At 63.4% G+C, this 16,756-nt stretch carries 15 protein-coding genes; 4 read left to right on the forward strand and 11 right to left on the reverse strand.

Features of this window, described 5'->3' with window-relative positions:
• Window positions 1-200 precede the first annotated feature (200 nt).
• From IEC33019_RS06735 to pvdM, 6 genes are all read right to left on the reverse strand, one after another.
• Window positions 201-2,591 (reverse strand): TonB-dependent siderophore receptor, encoded by a 2,391-nt coding sequence (locus IEC33019_RS06735; RefSeq protein WP_070091033.1) that lies wholly within the window; start codon window positions 2,589-2,591, stop codon window positions 201-203.
• Between the two features lie 131 nt (window positions 2,592-2,722).
• The gene (locus IEC33019_RS06740) at window positions 2,723-4,369 is read right to left on the reverse strand and encodes a cyclic peptide export ABC transporter (protein WP_070091032.1); all 1,647 of its coding nucleotides are present in this window, start codon (window positions 4,367-4,369) and stop codon (window positions 2,723-2,725) included.
• A 27-nt stretch (window positions 4,370-4,396) separates the two neighbouring features.
• Window positions 4,397-5,731, reverse strand: coding sequence for a lysine N(6)-hydroxylase/L-ornithine N(5)-oxygenase family protein (locus IEC33019_RS06745; RefSeq protein ID WP_070091031.1), 1,335 nt, complete (start codon window positions 5,729-5,731; stop codon window positions 4,397-4,399).
• Between the two features lie 84 nt (window positions 5,732-5,815).
• Window positions 5,816-6,724, reverse strand: a complete 909-nt coding sequence (gene pvdO, locus IEC33019_RS06750) for a dihydropyoverdine dehydrogenase (protein ID WP_070091030.1) — start codon at window positions 6,722-6,724, stop codon at window positions 5,816-5,818.
• A gap of 22 nt (window positions 6,725-6,746) precedes the next feature.
• Window positions 6,747-8,030 carry a pyoverdine-tailoring periplasmic protein PvdN gene (pvdN, locus tag IEC33019_RS06755; protein ID WP_070091029.1) on the reverse strand — a complete coding sequence of 428 codons (1,284 nt, stop codon included), beginning with the start codon at window positions 8,028-8,030 and terminating at the stop codon, window positions 6,747-6,749.
• A 17-nt stretch (window positions 8,031-8,047) separates the two neighbouring features.
• Entirely contained in the window at window positions 8,048-9,391 is a 1,344-nt protein-coding gene (pvdM, locus tag IEC33019_RS06760) for a pyoverdine-tailoring dipeptidase-like protein PvdM (protein ID WP_070091028.1), read from the reverse strand.
• A gap of 184 nt (window positions 9,392-9,575) precedes the next feature.
• Between pvdM and IEC33019_RS06765 the strand changes: the two genes are divergently transcribed.
• Window positions 9,576-10,010, forward strand: coding sequence for a hypothetical protein (locus IEC33019_RS06765; RefSeq protein WP_099593218.1), 435 nt, complete (start codon window positions 9,576-9,578; stop codon window positions 10,008-10,010).
• Between the two features lie 261 nt (window positions 10,011-10,271).
• On the opposite strand, the gene pbpG is transcribed toward IEC33019_RS06765, so the two are convergent.
• Complete coding sequence (gene pbpG, locus IEC33019_RS06770) at window positions 10,272-11,198, reverse strand: D-alanyl-D-alanine endopeptidase (protein ID WP_070091015.1); 927 nt, start codon at window positions 11,196-11,198, stop codon at window positions 10,272-10,274.
• Between the two features lie 343 nt (window positions 11,199-11,541).
• A complete protein-coding gene (locus IEC33019_RS06775; protein WP_070091014.1) occupies window positions 11,542-11,724 on the reverse strand; it encodes a hypothetical protein in 183 nt (60 codons plus the stop codon).
• 161 nt (window positions 11,725-11,885) lie between these two features.
• Between IEC33019_RS06775 and IEC33019_RS06780 the strand changes: the two genes are divergently transcribed.
• Window positions 11,886-12,707, forward strand: a complete 822-nt coding sequence (locus IEC33019_RS06780; protein ID WP_070091013.1) for a shikimate 5-dehydrogenase — start codon at window positions 11,886-11,888, stop codon at window positions 12,705-12,707.
• 107 nt (window positions 12,708-12,814) lie between these two features.
• Here IEC33019_RS06780 and IEC33019_RS06785 read toward each other — a convergent pair whose 3' ends face one another.
• The 3 genes from IEC33019_RS06785 to IEC33019_RS06795 all read right to left on the reverse strand — a co-directional run bounded on the left by IEC33019_RS06785 (window position 12,815) and on the right by IEC33019_RS06795 (window position 14,272).
• A complete protein-coding gene (locus IEC33019_RS06785) occupies window positions 12,815-13,063 on the reverse strand; it encodes a hypothetical protein (RefSeq protein WP_070091012.1) in 249 nt (82 codons plus the stop codon).
• 100 nt (window positions 13,064-13,163) lie between these two features.
• On the reverse strand, window positions 13,164-13,685 hold the full coding sequence (gene gloA, locus IEC33019_RS06790; protein WP_070091011.1) for a lactoylglutathione lyase: 522 nt from the start codon (window positions 13,683-13,685) through the stop codon (window positions 13,164-13,166).
• A gap of 224 nt (window positions 13,686-13,909) precedes the next feature.
• Window positions 13,910-14,272, reverse strand: coding sequence for a histone-like nucleoid-structuring protein, MvaT/MvaU family (locus IEC33019_RS06795; RefSeq protein ID WP_070091026.1), 363 nt, complete (start codon window positions 14,270-14,272; stop codon window positions 13,910-13,912).
• A gap of 359 nt (window positions 14,273-14,631) precedes the next feature.
• Here IEC33019_RS06795 and IEC33019_RS06800 point away from each other — a divergent pair, with 359 nt between their 5' ends.
• The gene (locus IEC33019_RS06800) at window positions 14,632-15,921 is read left to right on the forward strand and encodes an OprD family porin (protein ID WP_070091010.1); all 1,290 of its coding nucleotides are present in this window, start codon (window positions 14,632-14,634) and stop codon (window positions 15,919-15,921) included.
• Between the two features lie 61 nt (window positions 15,922-15,982).
• Window positions 15,983-16,732 (forward strand): precorrin-6A synthase (deacetylating), encoded by a 750-nt coding sequence (gene cobF / locus IEC33019_RS06805; protein ID WP_070091009.1) that lies wholly within the window; start codon window positions 15,983-15,985, stop codon window positions 16,730-16,732.
• Window positions 16,733-16,756: the final 24 nt, after the last annotated feature.

The following is a 16,756-nucleotide window of genomic DNA, read 5'->3' on the forward strand; positions in this document are numbered from 1 at the left end:
CAGGTTGCGTGGTGGATGGCACCGGCGTTGCCGGTGTTCGCGGGTGAACCGGCTCCCACAGGTTCGGCGGTGTCCTTGAGAGCAGCGTGGTCACCCAATTCATTGGATAAGCCCACGAACCTCAGAACCAACACAGCCCCAACGAAAAAGCCGGAGCCCACATCAAGCGGCTCCGGCCTTCTGGTCCTGCCTGGCGACAATCAATAACTGGCGCGCAAGGTCAAGGTCAGGTTCCGTGGCTCGCCATAGAAGTTCGACCCCCAGGCACTGTCGACCCGATCGTAGTACTTGCGATCGAACAGGTTGTTGGCCGTCAGGGTCGAGCTCAGGTTCTCGCTGAACTTGTAGCCCACCTGCGCGGTGGTGACCGCGTACCCGCCCTGGACGAAGTCAACGGCACCACGGGTGTAGGAGGTCTCACTGACCACACGGGTACCGCCGGCCACATGGAAGCCTTTGAGCGCGCCGTCGAGGAACTCGTACTTGGTCCACAGGTTGAAGTTGTGCTTGGGCGTGATGGTGCTGAACTGGCTGCCTTTGCTCACGCCGTTGGTGGTGTCGTCCTCCAGCAGCTTGGTCATGGTGAAGGCATAGCCCGTGGCAATGCTCCAGTTGTCGGTCAGGTTGCCGGTCAGCTCGGTTTCCCAGCCTTGGCTGCGGACCTTGCCGCTGGCTTCGTAGCCGTTGACGCCGTTCCACTGGGCACGGTTCTCGTCGAAGATCTGGAACATCGCAAGGGAGGCGTTCAGGCGTCCATCGAGCAGTTCCTGCTTCAGACCCACTTCATACTGCTTGCCCTTGCGCGGGCCGACCATCTGCTTGCCGGTCGCGTCGGTTTCGCTCTGTGGCTTGAACACGCTGGTGTAGCTGGCGTAGGCCGAAAGCTCGGGGGTCAGCTTGTAGACGATGGCGCCGTAGGGGATGGCCTTGGCATTGGTCTCGGTGGACGGGTTGCCGAAGTTGTTGAAGAAGGTGTTGGCGTTCTTCGCGTGCGCCTCGAACCAGGTCACACGGCTGCCCAGAATCACGTCCAGCTCGTCGGTCACGCTGAGCTTGGTACGCCCGTAGATCCCGTACTGCTCGCTCTTGGAGTAGTTGAAGTTGGTGTGGGGCATGTCCAGGTGCGGCAGGTCGTTGGCGCCGCCGATGCCGATCGGAAAGCCGTCCGCCCAGCCGTCGCCGTCAAGGTCCGCGGTGCCGTAGGTGAAGGCTTTGTCCAGGTGCTGGTATTCGCCGCCGAGGGTGAACTCGTGGGTGCGCCCGGCAAAGGTGAACGGCGAGGTGACGAAGCTGTCCAGGCCCAGGGTCTTGATGCGGGTGTAGTAGGAGTACATCGACGCCATGGCGGTGTTGGTCGCCGGGTCCACGCCGTCGGTGGTCCAGGTGAACTCGCGGGTCGGGGTGCGGGCGTCGCGGTAGGTCAGCGAAGTCTTCCACTGGCCGCCGTTGTCCAGCGCGTGGTCGAGCTCGGTGAAGGCTTCCCAGGTCTCTTCCTTGAGGGTGTTCCACTTGGCGTCGATGTAAGTGTGGCGGCCCACGTCCAGCAGCTTGCCATTGGCATAGGCCGGCAGGCCGAACGCCGGGGTGGAGTCGTTCTTCTGGTAGGCACCGCCGAACGACAGGGTGGTGCTCGGGTCCAGGTCCATTTCCAGGCGGCCGTAGAACATCGGGCGTTCGTTTTCGACGTAGTCGACGAACGACTTGTTGTTCTCGTAGGCGGTGACCGCACGACCACGGATCGTGCCTTCGGCGTTCAGCGGGCCGGTGACATCGACCATGGTGCGGTAGCGATCCCAGGAACCTGCGGCCACTTCGCCGTTCAGGGCGAAGGTGTCCAGGGCGCGCTTGCGCACCACGTTGATGGTCCCGGCAGGCTCGCCCGAGCCCGCGTACAGGCCGCTCGGGCCGCGCAGCACTTCGACGCGGTCGTACATCGCCAGGTCGAAGCTGGTGGCCATGTCGCCTTGGCCGGTGATCTGCGAGACGCCATCGACCTGCACCTGGTCCACCAAGAAGCCGCGCATGTACACGTCGTTGAGGCTGGAGCCGGTGTTGTAGGTCTTGATGGTGGCGCCGGTGACCTGGCGCATCGCGTCCTGCAGGTTGTTCATGTTCTGGTCATCCATGCGCTGGCGGGTGACCACGGTCACGGACTGCGGGATGTCCTTCAGGCGTTCGGTGCCTTTGCCGATGGTCACTGCCTGGGCCGCATAGGAATGCGTGCCTTCGGAGGTGGCACTCAGGGCCTTGCCGTCGATCTGGATGTTCCCCAACTCCAGAGCGTCGCCGGCCGAGGGGCCCTGCAGGGTGACTTGAGAGCCGTCGATGCTGTAGCGCACACCGGTGCCTTGCAGCATCTGACGCAGGGCCTGTTGCGGGTCCAGGCGGCCGTTGACCGCGGTGGAGCGCTTGCCGCCGACCGTCTCGGGGCTGAACAGGATCTGCAGGTTGGTCTGCTGGCCGAGGGCTTGCAGCGCCGAACCTAGCGGTTGCGACGGGATGTTCAACTGGACTTCCTGGGCCTGGACGATGGCCGCGCAAGGCAGCATGAGAGCCAGGGCCAGCGGTGACAGTGCGTGTTTGACAGACATCGTGTTTCCTTCGAGGGAACTTGTAATTTTGGGGTTAATGAGAGTTGTTCGTATTCAAGAAGAAGACGCATAGCCTTCTGAAAACCGGAAAAAATTCTTTCAGGCCGTTAGAAAAGTGGCGCGCCTGAGGTTCAGGCGCGTTCAGTCAAGGGATGCAGTTGGCCGCTGCGTATGTCGATGAGCTGGTCAGCCAGGTCGAAATAGCGGTCGTCGTGGGAGATCACGATCACCGTCTTGCCCTGGCGTTTGAGGTCCGGCAGCAGCTCGGTGTAGAAGACCTTGCGAAACGCTGGATCCTGGTCGGCGGCCCACTCGTCGAACACCAGCACGGGGCGCTCGTCGAGCCAGGCGTGGAGCAGGGCCAAGCGCTTGCGCTGGCCGGTGGACAGATCGGTGGTGGAGAACGCGCCGTCGCGGATGGTCACCTTGTGCGCCAGCTCCAGGCGTTCGAGGTAGGCCTGGGTATGCTCGGGCAGCACGCCCTTGCGTGCGAGCAGCTCCTGGAACAGGAAGAAGTCGGCGAACACGGTGGTGAACAACTGGCGATAGTCGTCACGCTGGGCAGGGCCGATGACTTGGCCGTTGAGCAGCACCTGGCCGCCGTGGGGCTCATACAGGCCCAGCAACAGCTTGATCAGGGTGGTCTTGCCGCTGCCGTTCTGGCCGACGATGAACAGCAGCTCGCCCGGCATGACCTTCAGGTCGAGCGGCCCCATGCCAAAGGCAGGCAGGCCGTCGACGCTGGGGAAGGCATAGGTCAGCCCGCGCAGTTCCAGGCTCTTGAACACAGGGCGTGGGCCGCTCTCGGTGCTGGGCAGCAGGAACGGCTCGGGTGTGGCAAAGGCAGCGTTCATCTCGGCGATGCGCTTGACGGCGACGGCGTTGCGGCTGATCAGCGGCAGCAGGCTGAGCACCGACTCCATGGGGCCTTTCATGAACAGCAAGGTCATGATGAAACCGCTGAGCACGTTGTTTTCGACCGGTACGCCCCAGGTCTGCAGGGCCAGGCACAGGCCGATGACCATGAAGAACAGCAGCGAGCCGAAGGTGCTGGCGCTCAGGAAGATGTTCACCGAGCGGATCTGCAAGGCGGCGATGCGCTGCACGGTGGGGATCACCTGTTCGCGGTACAGGGTGTGCCGGCGCTGGCGGTGCATGCGCAGCTCCTTGGCCCCCTCGGCCATGCTGCGGTAATACTTCTGCAACTGGTCTTCTTCCTCCCGCGCCGCTTCGAAGCCGCCCATGCCATGGCTGCGTGCCACGTACTGGGCGATGCAGCCCAGCACCACTGCGCTGGCGGTGATCAGGAACATCGTCCCATCGAGCATTGCCAGGTAGCCCAGGCAGCCCAGGGTCACGGTCAGGGAGACGATCAGCTGCGGCAGGCCGAAGGTGAAGTCGCTCACGGTGTCGATGTCGTGGGTCAGGACCGGGATCAGGCGATGGCTGCGGTAGCGCTCCAACTGCTCGATCGGGGCGCAGAGCACCTTGCCGCCCAGGGAGATGCGCAGGCGCGCGATCACATGCTGGCCAACGTAGTTGGTGCCGATGTTCGCGGCGATGGCGCAACCCAAAGCCAGCGCGCACAACCCGGCAAAGCCGAGCATGACCGCGCTGGCGATGGCCTGCTCGCTGTGCATCAGGGCGTTGATCCGCGCCAGCAGCGCCGTCACGCTCAGGCCGCCGACGATCCCCAGTACGATGGAGATGGCCAGGGTGGGCAGCAGCGGGCGCAGGATCGAAAGCAGTTCGCGGGATGTAGCCGTTGTCGAGCTCATGAAGCGTCCTCAGGAAAGGGCCGCGCGTTATGCGCGGCTCAGGGCGACGGCTTCACGCAGCCCGGCTCGCTGGCCGGCCAGGGTCTGGTACAGCGACTGGCCGATTTCGCTGGCGCGCATCGGCAGCACCGAGAGCAAGGTGTCGGACAAACCATGGGAGCTTTCGCAGAAGCCTTGCAGGTACACCGCCGCCTGCAGGTCGTCGCTGGCCAGGGCCCGGTAGTCACGATCGACCACGAAGTCCTTCAGGTGCTGTTGCAGTGGTGCCAGGAGTTCGCGGTGCGAACGGCGCTCGTAGCCGGTGGCGAGGATTACCGCGTCGTAGCGGTGGGTCTGTTGCTGGTGGGTGGCCAGGTCCTGCAGGGTCAGTTCGATGCCCTCGGCGGTGGCGGTGGCCGCCTCGACCTGGCGTCGGCAGAGCACGGCGTGGCGGAACTGGTGGGCGACCTTCTGGCGATAGAGGATGCCGTAGATGCGCTCGAGCAGGTCGATGTCCACGACCGAGTAGTTGGTGTTGTGGTACTCGTCGATCAGTTTCTTGCGCTCGGGCTGGCTCTGGTTGAACACCAGGTCCGTGTACTGCGGCGCGAAGATCTCATTGACGAACGGGCTGTCGTCGGCGGGCTTGAGGGCCGAGGCGCGTACGATCATGTCGACTTTCACCGACGGGTAGCTGTCGTTCAGGTCGATGAAGGCCTCCGCCGCGCTCTGGCCAGAGCCGATGATGGCGATGCGCATCGGCTTGCCTTCGCTGCAGGGCAGGGCGGCCAGGCTCTTGAGGTAGGTGGAGTGGTGGAAGACCCGCGGATCACCCTTGAACGCAGCGAAGGTCGCCGGCACTTTCGGCGTGCCGCCGGTGCCGACCACCACCGAGCGGGACAGACGGCGACGCTCCTGGCCGGCTGCGTCGCGGGAGATCACTTGCAAGTGCTGGATGCGCCCGGCTTCCAGGACCGGTTCGATGCGTACCACTTCCTCGCCATAGGCGGCCTGGGTGGCGAAGTGATCGGCCGCCCAGCGCAGGTAGTCGTTGTACTCCAGGCGGCAGGGGTAGAAGGTGCCCAGGTTGACGAAGTCGACCAGGCGCTGCTTCTGGTGCAGGTAGTTGACGAAGCTGTAGGGGCTGGTCGGGTTGCGTAGGGACACCAGGTCCTTGAGAAAGGAGATCTGCAGTTCGCTCTGGGTGGCCAGGGTGTCGCCGTGCCAGCGGTAGTTGCGTTGCTTGTCGATGAACAGGGCATCGAGGGCGTAGCCGTGGGTGTCGGCGAGTTCTTCCAGGGCGATGGCCAAGGCCAGGTTGGAAGGGCCGAAGCCGACGCCAATGAGGTCGTGAAGGGGCTCGGAGGTAGGGTGCTGGCTCATGGTTGACGATTCCTCGGGGTCTGTCGAAGGTGGGTGCCGTGACGGCACCCGGGTCCTGCGCATGTACACCGATAGAACGAGCCGTCAGCCGTGCAATTTAGAACTCTTCTCGTTCTCGAGTTCACGGACGACGCGAAAGCCGATCCAGTCGCCACGGTCATCTGGATAGGTCTGATTGCGGTTGCCTGAACGCGAGAAGATCGGGGCCTCGCCCCAGTCGTTGCCGCGCAGTTGCACCAGCTCGCAGTTGGGCTCCTTCCAGGCGCTGCCATCGCTGGGGGCGCCGACGTAGCTGTCGTGGTAGCAGTCGGCGGTCCACTCGTAGACATTGCCGTGCATGTCGTACAAGCCAAAGGCGTTGGGTGGGTAGCTGCCCACGGGGGCGGTGTAGCTGTAGCCGTCCTTGGGACCGTAGACGTTGGCATGGCGGGTGATTTCGTACGCGGCATCCGGGTCCAGGGGGAAGGGGAACGGCCCGGTGCTGCCGGCACGGGCGGCGTATTCGCGCTCCGCCTCGCTGATCATGCGGTAGGTATGGCCGGTCTTTTTCGACAGCCATGCGACATAGGTCTCGACATCCTTGTAGCTCATGCACACGGCAGGGTGGCGGTCGGCGGTTTTGGGGTCGAGCTTGTAGCTCGGCACGCTGTTGGTGCAGCGCCGGCCTGGGCGATCGTCACCGTCGGCGATGACAGTGCCGGTCTGCTTGAGGTAGGCCTGCCACTGGCCTGCGGTGACGTGAAAACGGCTGACGGCGAAGGGCTTGTCGAGGGTCACCAGGTGCATCGGGCCTTCATCGGCCTGGCGACCGGGCTCGTCATCCGGGGTGCCCATCTGGAAGCTGCCGGCTGGCAGCACCACCATCTGCGGGCAGTCCTTGCAGTCCTGGAACACCTCGCCGGGCTTATGGTCGTGGGCGCCTTGCGCCGGGCCTGCGAGCAGGCAGCCGAGCAGGCCGAGTAGGGATAACGGGCGTAGCAGGTTCGTGGGCATCGTGGGTTCCTTCCTGTGGCGGTCAAAGCGTGCGCTTGAGCAGTGCGAGGGTGCGGTCGATCTCCTGCTCGTTGTTGAGTAGCCCCGGTGCGGTGCGGATCACCGGGCCCGCGTCGCGGTACACGGCATCGACCATCACCCGGTTCTCGATCAGGTAGTTGGCGAAGCGGTCCTGGTCTTCCTGGGCCTTGACGCGGAAGAAGGTGAACCCGGCCGAATGGGTGTTGCCTTGCGGGGTGACCAGTTGGAGTTGGTCGATTTCTGCCAGGCGCTGTTTGAAGTAGTCGTTGAGCTGGTGGATGCGCGCCTGCACGTCGGCCTTGCCCAATTGCAGGTGCAGCTCGAAGGCCTTGCCCACCGACCAGCGGTGCTCGAAGCTGTGGTAGCCCCCGGGGGTCATGATGGTGGCGAAGTCCTCGTCCTCGGAGAAGGTGGCGAAGGTCGGCACCAGGTGGTCCTGCAGTTTTTCGCTGGCGGCACAGATCAGCCCTGTACCCCGTGGGCCGAACATCCACTTGTGGGTACCGGCGATGAAGTAGTCGCAGTTGAAGTCGGCGAATTGCGCATTCTCCACGCCAAACCCATGCACGCCGTCGACCACGTAAATGATGCGGTCCTGCTCGTCGCGGTCGCGATTGTGCCGGCGCACCAGCTCGCCGATCTGGCCGATGGGCAGTTTCACGCCGCTGCCCGAGTGCACCCAGGTCATGCCCAGTACGCGGGTGTTGGGGCCGATGGCGCGGTCGAGGGTCTGCAGGATGCGTTCGGTGCTGACATTCCAGGCCTCGTCGAACAGGCGCAGCTTGCGCACCTGGGTGCCTTGGCGGCGTTGGCGCAGATCGAAGCTGGTGTTGGCCGAGTAGTGCTCGTGCTCGGTGGTCAGGATCTCTTGGTGTGACGCCACTTTCAGGCCCGCGTAGATCATCCCCAGGCCTTCGGTGGTGCTGCCGGTCAGGGCGATCTGGCGCGGCTTCACGCCCAGGTAGCGCCCGGCCCATTCGCGCACGTCGGCCTCGCGTTTCCACACCGCCTGGCTGTGCCAGTCCATCCACTGCGCCGGGTTGCGGTCGAGCTCGGCGCGGTAGCGGTCGATGCTCTCCTGCACCGGGCGGGGGTGAGTGGTCACCAGGAAGTTGGACAGGTGAATCACGTCCGGCGCCTGGGGGAACAGCGTGCGCAGCTGGCGCCACTTGTCCTGGCCGGTCAGCGGCAGCGCAGGCGCGCTGCTGGCCAGGGCGTGGGGCATCATCGGCAGGCTGGCGGCCAGCAGGCCGGCTTGCTTGAGGAAGGTGCGGCGGTTGCTCATGAGCGGTCTGGCCTTGATCAGCGGGTGGCGACGGGGTGGGCGGATTTTTGCACCTGCTCCCACACGCGCAGGAAGTTGCCGGCCCACAGCTTGGCGATGTCGGTTTCGCTGTAGCCGCGGGTCAGCAGTTCGGCGGTGACGTTGCGGATTTCGCTGACGTCCTTCCAGCCCTCCAGGCCGCCGCCGTCGTTGAAGTCCGAGCTGATGCCGACGTGGTCGATGCCGACTTTCTTGACGGTGTAGTCGATGGCATCGACGTACTGTTTGAGGGTGGCCTTGGGTTCTTCGTCGAGGATGCCGTAGAGGGCGCTTGCGTATTCGCCGAAGCGGGCCTCGGGCCAGATGGCGATCACCGCATCGCCCGGCATCAGGGCGTTGGCCAGGCCCTGCAAGGGCGGCAGGTCGAAACGCGCGCGCAGGGCGTCGAGCTTGTCCAGCACCGGCTTGCCCAGCGGTTTGAGGTACTGGCCGAAGCCGACCACCTGGATCACGCCGCCGCTGTCCTTGATCAGTTGCATCTCTTTGTCCGAGAGGTTGCGCGGGATGTCCACCAGCGCCCGTGGCGCCGAGTGGGAAGCGACGATCGGGGCACGGGAGAGGCGCGCGACGTCCTTCAGGGCCAACGTGGACATCTGCGACACATCGATGATCACGCCCAGATCGTTCAGGCGCTTGACTGCCTGCTCGCCCAGCGGCGACAGACCGCCCAGGGCGTCGGCGGTGTCGTTGAAGAACGGCAGCGGGCGTGAAGAATCGGCCCAGTCGTTGTTGCCGGTGTAGCTGAAGCCGAACATGCGCATGCCACGCGCGGCCCACAGGTCGAGCTGCGAAAGATCATGGCCGAGGGGGTAAGCGTTGAGCATGCTGATGAAGATGGCGAACTTGCCTTCGCCGTTCAGGCGCCGGAAGTCCTCGGGGGTGTAGGCGATGCCGACCTGATTGGGAAAGTCGCGGACCATGCCGGTGATGATCTTGTAGCGCACTTCCTGCTGGTGGCGGGCCTCGTCGACGAAGCCTGGGGTGGGGCGGTGCGGGGCGTTGGGGCCGTTCCAGATCTCCGGCCAGCCGAACAGGGTCAGCGCCGCGCCAGAGAGCCGGCCACGGCCGGCCTTGACCAGGTCGAACTGGCCGGGGCCATCCTTGTCGAGCTCATTGCCTGCTGTGCCCAGGTCCAGTGGCACCGTCACGTGGCTGTCGAAGGACAGTATGTGCTCGTGCAGGGCGTTGGCCTGTTCGACGATGGGGCGTGGGTAGCCAGGGGCCTGGCCGAACCAGTGGAAGTAGCCAGCGGCGCCAAGGGCCGCGACCAGGGCCAGGGGCAGGCCGATGTACAGGGCTTTGCGGGAACGGGTCGTGGTCATTGCCATCTCGTTGTGGGGCTGATCGGGCGAGGTGCCGGGCAGGTATGGGCCAGGGCAGGGCTCGGGTATCAGGTGGACGAGTGGCAGGGCGGTAAATTTATTGCCGAGGGCTGCGATTCAAGAAATGCGCCGGGCGGTCGATAGTACTTGCGTCGAAATAGCCCCCAGGGGCAGGGAGAAACACATGGTAGGCATCACAGGGATCAACATCGCCACCCCTTCGCTGGCCACGGCCACTCAGGCGGCCGAGGCGGACAAGGCCGAACAGGGCAAGCCGGCGAGCGTGCAGGCCGATTTTTCCGGGCTGCGTGAAACCGGGCAGGCCAAACAGGCCAAGCAGGCGCAAAGCGCCGAAGACAGCGGTGAGCCGCCGCACATCAAGCAACTGCGGGAGATGATCAAGAAGCTGCAGGAGCAGCTGGCCGAGGAGCAGAAGCAACTGGCGCAGCTGGCGGCCCAGAACATGGACGAAACCAGCAAGCTGGCAGCGATCACCGCCAAGCAGGCGAGCATCGCCACGATCAGCGGTGAGATTCAGGCCGCCACCGCACAACTGCTGGAAGCCCTGAGCAAAACCGGCGGCAGCAGCGCCGGCGGCATGGTCAGTACCCAGGCCTGAAACCGGGGCTGCGCATTCGCGGGTAAACCCGCTCCCACAGGTTTTGCGGTGCTCTCAAGAACCCCGCCATTCCTGTGGGAGTAGCCAGGCCGGAAACCGAGGCTGTGCATTCGCGGGTAAACCCCCACAGGTTCTGCGGTGCTTTCAAGAACTCCGCTATACCTGTGGGAGCGGGTTTACCCGCGAAACAAGGTTGGCACGCCCTTGCAGCCTTGCATGGCCGCTCAGCCCCCAACCAAGGGGCGCCTTGAGCATCGCGGATCAGTCGTTGGCCAGGCGCGGGCGGCTCTGGCGGTCTGCCTTGTACTGCATGGCCACCGCTGGCGCCGGCTTGGCGCTGCCAGTCTCCAGCCATTGGCGCATACGGCTGGCATCGGCGAAGTGGGTGTACTTGCCGAAGGCATCCAGGATCACCATGGCCACCGGGCGGTTGTCCATCTTGGTCAGCAGCACCAGGCAATGCCCAGCCTCATTGGTAAAGCCGGTCTTGGTCAACTTGATGTCCCAGTTGCTCTTGTTGACCAAGTGGTCGGTATTACGGAAGCCCAGCGTGTAGTTGGGCTTGCGGAACGCCACGGTCTTCTCGCGGGTGGTGGACAGCTCGCTGAGCATCGGGTACTTGCGCGAGGCCATCAGCAATTTGGCCAGGTCACGTGCCGTGGAAACGTTCTGGGTCGAAAGGCCGGTGGGCTCGACATAGCGCGTGTGCGCCATGCCCAAGCTGCGAGCCTTGGCGTTCATCGCCTTGATGAAGGCTCCGTAGCCACCCGGATAGGCGTTGGCCAGGCTGTTGGCCGCACGGTTCTCCGAGGACATCAGAGTGATCAGCAGGGTCTCGCGACGGTCGAGCTGGCTGCCGAGCCGTACGCGAGAGTAGACGCCTTTCATCTCCGGGTTGTTGGCGATGGTCATGGTGAGCATCTCATCCATGGGCAGCTTGGCGTCCAGCACCACCATGGCGGTCATCAATTTGGTGACCGAGGCGATGGGCACCACGCGGTCGGCATGGCTGGAATACAACTCCTGATTGGTATTCAGGTCGATCAGCAGGGCGCTGCCGGAGGCCAGGTGCAGCTTGGCGGGATCGCGTTGTACCTGGGCCGGGGGTTGTGCAGCAGCGGTCGACGGAAGGGTCGCGGTTCCTGTGAGCAACAGCAGCAGGCTGAGGATGGACAGGGAAGTTTTCACGTTGAGGCTCACTAAAAGTTGGTATGTCGTTGGCTGTGCAAGGGTTTCCCCCAAAAAACCGATGCATTTTGGAGTATGGCCGAACGGCTGTCGATTGCTCGTTGAGCGCGGGGGGCGAAATGAAAAAACCTTCATGCTGGAACGGTTCCGCGCACTCCGTCCGTCGGCTGGATGCCTATTGCTGTATGGGGATTACCCGCAAAGGGCTGGAGGATCCACAGATGATTTCGCGGGTAAACCCGCACACAGGGGCTGCGCAGTGATGGCATTTACGACGGGCAAAAAAAGCCCGCCAAGGAGGCGGGCAACAGAGGCTTGGGGGAGCAACGCACAACAAATTCGGTCAGGCCAGCAGGCTGGCGGCCTGCAGGCGCTCGGCAAGGGCCTGGGCGGTGGCACGGGAGATCAGCGGGCCGCTGACGGTCTCGCCATTGCGGGTCAGGTACCAGCAGGCCAGCAATCCCTGTTCTCGCAGGGTAGCCGGGACGGCGCTGCCGATGACGGACATGATCTGGATAGTGGCCATGGGGAACCTCCTGTGGGACATGGGGCTACCTTATCGGGCATCCGACTCGGCTTGAAATCAACTTCCTCAATAGTGCTAATCAGTTATATCAACGTTAACTCAGGTACGAGGCAGTCCCTCTGTTACGCTACGTAAACGATTCAGCCTAGGAGGGCGGGGCAATGACGATTCCACCGAGCAGAGACACCGTGCTGTGCATTTCCCTGGCCGGTCGTCCCGGTACGTTCGGGGTGCGTTTCCACAATCACCTCTACCGGCAGCTGGGCCTGGACTACTACTACAAGGCCATGACCACCCAGGATCTGCCCGCCGCCGTGGCAGGGATCCGCGCCTTAGGGATTCGCGGCTGCGGTGTGTCGATGCCCTATAAAGAAGCCTGCATGGCCCTGGTCGATGAAATCGATCCCTCGGCGGCGGCGATCGAGTCGGTCAATACACTGGTCAACGAAGGCGGGTACCTGAAGGCCTACAACACCGATTACCTGGCGGTGCGCCAGTTGCTCGAACGCCACCAGGTAGACCCTGGCACCGCGTTCGCCCTGCGCGGCAGTGGTGGCATGGCCAAAGCGGTGGCCAGTGCCTTGCGCGATGCCGGGTTCGCCGAAGGCATCATCGTGGCGCGCAACGAGCAGGCCGGGCGGCAACTGGCGGATGTGTGTGGCTATCGCTGGCTGCCGGAGCTGGGCGACCTTTGCCCGCCGATGCTGGTGAACGTGACGCCGATCGGCATGGCCGGCGGCCCTGAGGCAGATGAGCTGGCGTTCACCTCGGACGCCATCGCAGCAGCGCAGCAAGTGTTCGATGTGGTCGCGATGCCGGCGCGCACGCCGTTAATCCGCCATGCCGAGGCGCTGGGCAAGCCGGTGATTACCGGCCTGGAGGTGATCGCGTTGCAAGCGCTCGAGCAGTTCGTGCTGTACACGGGGGTGCGGCCGAGCGATGAGCAGGTGGCGGCGGCGGTGGCGTTTGCGCGGGAGGTTTAGCCTCGGCACGCGCCCTATGGGAGCGGGTCTCCCTGCGAAAGCGGTGGTGCACTCGTCGATGCATTCGCGGGTGAACTCGCTCCCTCGGGAGCATCAGCTTCGAGTCCTCAGAACACCTGGTGATCGCCGTCGAGCTGTTGATCGACCAGCCAGCGGCCATGGGCCAGCGCGGCGTGCTGGGCGTTCCCCAGGTCGGACAGGAAGGCCATCTTCATCGGCAGCGACAGACGGCGGCTGGTGTGCCCTTGTGGATCGGTGATCAGGCAGCCGGCAGCGAACGGCAGCGGCGACCCGGGGTGGGTCATGACGCTCGCGGTGATGGTGTGGTCGCGGTATTCACAGTGAAGGGTTTGCATCGTCCTTTACCTCGCTGTGGCGTGGAAGCGGTCTATTCCATATACCACAGCGAGGGGCCGGGAGTTCCCGACCCGACGAGCGTGCCCTGGCGGTCGAGGCTCAGAACGCGGTCGGCTGGATCACTTCGACCCAGTAGCCGTCCGGATCCTTGATGAAGGCCAGGTGCTTCATGCGGCCGTCCGACAGACGCTTCTGGAACGGCACTTCCAAGGCTTCGAAACGCTCGCAGGCGGCGCGTACATCCGGCACCGAGATGCAGATGTGGCCAAAACCGCGGGGATCGGTGTTGCCATCGTGGTAGGCGAACTCGGCGTCGTTCTCGGTGCCGTGGTTGTGGGTCAGCTCCAGGATGCCTGGGATCGACTTCATCCACTGGTGACGCTCGGCGTCATCGGCTGGAATCTGGGCGGGATCCACCAGGGCCAGGAAGTACAGACTGAAGGCGGCTTCTGGGAAGTCGCGCTTGTCCACCAGGCTGAAGCCCAGCACGCGGGTGTAGAAGTCCAGCGACTTTTCGATGTCCTTGACACGCAGCATGGTGTGGTTGAACACGAAGTTGGTGGTGGCGGCATCCGGTGTGGCGGTGACGCCGGGCAGGGCGTGCAGATCGTGCAGGCTCATGGGTACTCCAGAAGAGAGGCCAGGGCACCAGGCCCCAGCAGAAAAGACAGGTGGGCCATGATACGGCAGTGAGGCGTGAGCGCAAACGAAAGCGCCCTGCACGAGTGCAGGGCGCTGGAATTAGAGGCCCGCATGTGCGGGCGCGTGATGGGGTCGCTAGTCCTTTAGCTGGTTCGATACTGCGCGTGTCGATGTGAAAAAAGTGTGAAGTGGGTGTTGACGTTTCATGGGCGTACCCAACTTTCCACTGTCTTGGCGCCGTACTGCTCTTTCCAGGCCTTCAGCCCGCGGTGGTTGCCGCCTTTGGTCTCGATCAGCTCGCCGGTGTGCGGGTTCTCGTACACCTTCACCACGCGGGGGCGACGCTGCTGCTTGGGTGCCATGGCCGGTGCCTTGGTCACGGCCTTCGGGTCGAGGATGGCGACGATATCGCGCAGGCTCTTGTCATAGCTTTTCATCAGGCCGACTAGTTTCTGCTCGAATTCGATTTCGCGTTTTAGGCCGGCGTCCTTTTTCATCGCCTCCAGTTGCGCCATTTGTTCCTGGAGAGCTTTTTCGGCAGCACGAAACTCTGCAAGTCTGGACACTGTCATCACTCCTGTAAGTGTCGTGGCAGGGCGTGACGAACATACAAAAAGCAATAAACGCCGGCCACGGGGATGGGTACAGCTGTTCGCTGATATCGATTGTAGTCGCCGACTCCTATTGGGTAAACCGTAAACTTTTTATAAGTAATCACGGAACTTTGTTAGTTTTTCGCGCCTTATTCACAACCCGTTGAAGTCTGCTCTTCAGAGGTGCTTAGACCATCGTCCAATGGTGCGAAATAGAGCGTCTTCGCGATCATTCAAGATGAGGGTCGGCGTAGTTGTCGGCTGCTCCGTAGTGCCGGGGTGAAACGCTGCCCTGGATCGTTTTTCGCCTTCTTCCTGGATGTTCCTTTCGCATGTTTCCCCCGTTTTCCCCAGCCCGTGGGCGCCGTTTTACCGGCCTGTTGTTCCTGTGTGTCGGTGCCCATGCCCAGGCCGCCGGTTTTCTTGAAGACAGCAGCGCCAAGGTCGAAGCGCGCACTGTCTACTTCAACCGGGATTTTCGTGATGGGCATAGCAGTTCAAGTCAGGGCGCATCCAAACGCGAAGAGGCGGCGCAGGGTTTCATACTCAATATGCAGTCCGGATATACCCAGGGCCCGGTGGGCTTTGGTGTGGATGCCTTGGGCATGGTCGGCTTCAAGCTAGACTCCAGCCCGGCGGACAGCAACAGCGGCCTGCTGCCCTCGTCGGGGCATGACCCGCGCGGTTCGGCCGATCAATACGCCAAGCTCGGCGTGGCCGGCAAGGTTAAGGTGTCCGAGACCGTGCTGCGTTACGGTTCGATGATGCCGGATATGCCGCTGCTCAAGTACAACGATGGCCGTCTGCTGCCGACCATGTTCCACGGCGCGATGCTGACCTCCGAAGAGGTGCGCGACCTGAAGTTCACCTTGGCCCGCCTGAACCAGTACACCGCACGGGACTCCACCGACCGCCAGGACATCCGCGTCCACTGCAAGAACAAGCGGTATGCCTGCGACATCGAGGCCGACCACTTCGACCTGGCCGGCGTCGATTACCGCTTCAGTGATCGTCTGAGCGGTCAGTACCAGGTCTCACGCCTGGAAAACATCTATCGGCAGCAGTTCCTGGGCCTGGTGGCCAGCCAGCCGTTGGCGGTGGGTAGCCTGTCGGCCGACCTGCGCCTGATCAAGAGCGAGGATATCGGCAACGCCCGCGCGGGCGATATCGATCACCGCGCCTTCAGCGGCATGCTCGGTTACAGCCTGGGCGGGCACAAGGTGAGCGCTGGCTGGCAACGTATGTATGGCGAGAATGCCATGCCGTACCTCGACGGCAGCAACCCGTACCTGGTCAACTACGCCCAGGTCAATGACTTCGCCGCCGCCCAGGAGCGCTCCTGGCAGCTGCGCTACGACTATGACTTCAAGGCACTCGGCGTACCGGGCCTGACGTTCTTCACCCGCTACATCAATGGTGACCATATCAAGGTCCCTGGCAGCAGCGCCGAAGGCAAGGAATGGGAACGTGACACCGAGCTCAAGTACCAGGTACAGAGCGGCACTTTCAAGGACGTGAGCGTGCGCCTGCGTAACTCCACCTATCGCAGCAACTACGAGAAGTGGGCGCGGGACATGGACGAGACGCGGGTTATCGTGAGCTACAACTTCTCGATCCTCTAGTGTTTTGCCAAATACCGCCGGTCGCTCGACAATGGTGGCTGGTTGGCATGAGGGCAGGGTGATGAAACGCGTGCTGCTGATCGGCATCGGTCCGGGCGACCCGCGCCAGATCACCTACGAGGCTGTGGAGGCGCTACGGCGTGCCACGGTGTTCTTCGTTCTGGACAAAGGCCAGGCCAAGGATGAACTGGTACAACTGCGCAGAGACATCCTGGCGCGCTATGTGCCGCAGGGCGCTTATCGGCTGGTGCAGGTGACCGATCCGCAGCGCGATGGCCAGGCACCGGACTACCTCGGCGCTGTGCAGGGCTGGCATCGCCAGCGTGCGGCCTTGTACGGCCAGTTGCTGGAGGACCAGTTGGGCGCTGACGATGTCGGCGCGTTCCTGCTCTGGGGCGAGCCTGGGTTGTACGACAGCACCTTGCGCATACTCGACCTTGTTCGCCAACAAGGCCTGGCTTTGGCCCTGGAGGTCATCCCCGGCATCAGCAGCGTGCAGGCCCTGGCCGCGCGGCATCAAATCCCCCTCAATCGTATCGGTGAGCCCCTGACTGTGCTGCCAGGCCGGCGGCTTGCCGAGCAGACGCGGATCGACAACGTGGTGGTGATGCTCGATGGGCAGTGTGCCTTTACCGCGTTGGACGATCCGCAACTGATGATCTATTGGGGCGCCTACCTTGGGACCGAGGACGAGATCCTGGTCGCCGGGCCGCTGCAGGGGGTTAAGGCGCAGATCGTCGAGCTGCGGGATCAGTTGCGGCGACGCAAGGGATGGATCATGGACACCTACCTGCTGCGGCGCGAGTGCTGACGTAGGCCAGATGGGGTATCTAGG

Source organism: Pseudomonas putida (assembly GCF_002741075.1).
Classification (GTDB): domain Bacteria; phylum Pseudomonadota; class Gammaproteobacteria; order Pseudomonadales; family Pseudomonadaceae; genus Aquipseudomonas; species Aquipseudomonas putida_T.

Bases quoted from the DNA above. Each gene is read 5' to 3' on its own strand.
- IEC33019_RS06735 (WP_070091033.1), bottom strand. From the start codon at position 2,591: ATGTCTGTCAAACACGCACTGTCACCGCTGGCCCTGGCTCTCATGCTG.
- IEC33019_RS06740 (WP_070091032.1), bottom strand. From the start codon at position 4,369: ATGAGCTCGACAACGGCTACATCCCGCGAACTGCTTTCGATCCTGCGC.
- IEC33019_RS06745 (WP_070091031.1), bottom strand. From the start codon at position 5,731: ATGAGCCAGCACCCTACCTCCGAGCCCCTTCACGACCTCATTGGCGTC.
- pvdO (WP_070091030.1), bottom strand. From the start codon at position 6,724: ATGCCCACGAACCTGCTACGCCCGTTATCCCTACTCGGCCTGCTCGGC.
- pvdN (WP_070091029.1), bottom strand. From the start codon at position 8,030: ATGAGCAACCGCCGCACCTTCCTCAAGCAAGCCGGCCTGCTGGCCGCC.
- pvdM (WP_070091028.1), bottom strand. From the start codon at position 9,391: ATGACCACGACCCGTTCCCGCAAAGCCCTGTACATCGGCCTGCCCCTG.
- IEC33019_RS06765 (WP_099593218.1), top strand. From the start codon at position 9,576: ATGGTAGGCATCACAGGGATCAACATCGCCACCCCTTCGCTGGCCACG.
- IEC33019_RS06775 (WP_070091014.1), bottom strand. From the start codon at position 11,724: ATGGCCACTATCCAGATCATGTCCGTCATCGGCAGCGCCGTCCCGGCT.
- IEC33019_RS06780 (WP_070091013.1), top strand. From the start codon at position 11,886: ATGACGATTCCACCGAGCAGAGACACCGTGCTGTGCATTTCCCTGGCC.
- IEC33019_RS06785 (WP_070091012.1), bottom strand. From the start codon at position 13,063: ATGCAAACCCTTCACTGTGAATACCGCGACCACACCATCACCGCGAGC.
- gloA (WP_070091011.1), bottom strand. From the start codon at position 13,685: ATGAGCCTGCACGATCTGCACGCCCTGCCCGGCGTCACCGCCACACCG.
- IEC33019_RS06800 (WP_070091010.1), top strand. From the start codon at position 14,632: ATGTTTCCCCCGTTTTCCCCAGCCCGTGGGCGCCGTTTTACCGGCCTG.
- cobF (WP_070091009.1), top strand. From the start codon at position 15,983: ATGAAACGCGTGCTGCTGATCGGCATCGGTCCGGGCGACCCGCGCCAG.